The organism is Bacillus sp. SM2101 (assembly GCF_018588585.1).
Taxonomy (GTDB): Bacteria; Bacillota; Bacilli; order Bacillales; family SM2101; genus Nanhaiella; species Nanhaiella sioensis.
Map to the genome: position 1 here is coordinate 1 of NZ_JAEUFG010000102.1, position 1,327 is coordinate 1,327.

2 protein-coding genes are annotated in these 1,327 nt (G+C 37.2%); both read right to left on the reverse strand.

What is annotated here, in order from left to right:
• A partial coding sequence (locus JM172_RS24405; RefSeq protein ID WP_214484966.1) for an IS3 family transposase occupies window positions 1-377 on the reverse strand: 377 nt, incomplete at its 3' end.
• Window positions 374-676 carry a helix-turn-helix domain-containing protein gene (locus tag JM172_RS24410; RefSeq protein ID WP_214484967.1) on the reverse strand — a complete coding sequence of 101 codons (303 nt, stop codon included), beginning with the start codon at window positions 674-676 and terminating at the stop codon, window positions 374-376. The genes JM172_RS24410 and JM172_RS24405, both read right to left, overlap by 4 nt.
• Window positions 677-1,327: the final 651 nt, after the last annotated feature.

Consider the following 1,327-nt stretch of genomic DNA (forward strand, 5'->3'; position numbering starts at 1 on the left):
AGATAATTGTTTGAAATCAGATAAGCTTCTTTCCTTCCATAATAAGGTCGTTTCTTCCTAATGACAGATTTAATACCCAGATCCTTCATTAATCGTTGGACTCGTTTATGGTTTATATGAATTTCATATGTAACTCTTAACCAAACTTGAATCCTTCTGTAACCATATATACCTTTATACTTACGGTGGCACTCCATTATTTTTTTCTTGATTTCTATATCCTCTCTTTTCCTTTCCGAAGGAAATGTCTCACGTTCTAACCACTTGTAATATCCACTTCTAGATACTTCCGCCACAAAGCATAAAAGCTGAATTGAATAATTCATTTGAGCTAAATCATAAATGATCTGATATTTATTATTCGGTGATGTGTTCATTCCCCCTTTTTCATCGATAAGAGCTTTTTTAAAAATTCATTCTCTGCTTCTAATCGTTTTATTTTCTGTTCTGGATGTTCGTTGCGAATATGAGTGACTTTACCAAACTCTTTTTTTCTTCCTCGTCTTTCCCGAAGTCCTCTTGTTCCTTCATTATTGTAATGATTGACCCAGCGTTGTACATTTTTACGATGTATGTTAAATTCCCTAGCAACTGCAGCATAGTTCTTAGTGATTTGGTACTGTTCTACAACTTTTTTCTTAAAGTTAATATCATAAGTTTTTCTATCTTTCTCCATAAAAAAATCCCCCTTATGGTAGACAAGCATACTGCGCTTTAATATAAGTGTCTACTATAAGGGGATCATAACAGCCGAGCTTAGGTCGTATCATATAACGGGTGGGATTCCCGTCGAGTAAGAACTAGCCATTCACTCGTAGCGAGTCTTGGAGGACTAAAGGTAACTTTAGTCTTTAAGCGTAGACAGTTAGGTGGCGGGCCGAAAGCCAACTGGTTGAAGGGATTGAGCTCCATAATAATTGTGAATCGAGAGGGCTGATGCTTTATGCGCTGCAGAAAGCTACATTTTATCTTTCGTTAAAGGCAAGAAAGGAAAACCTCTCTGGAGTCATAGACCTTGGCACGTTATACATTGATATGATACGGCAACTCGGGAGACCCTACCGGTCTTTTCTTTTGTTTAGAAGAGTATGGTGTACAAGCGATAAAAAGCAAGAAAATCAAATGCCGTTGTAGGGAGTCGGGTAGCAGCGTAGTACCAATGAAGTTGGGTAATGCCGATGGAGGAAAGGCTGTTACCTAGTTATTAACCTTACTAGAGACACATTTACTACACACAGAGGTAGGTATATTTAAATGGAAACAAAACTACTAAGGATAGCAGAAATAGCAAAATCTAATCCTAAAATGAAATTCACATCACTTGCAT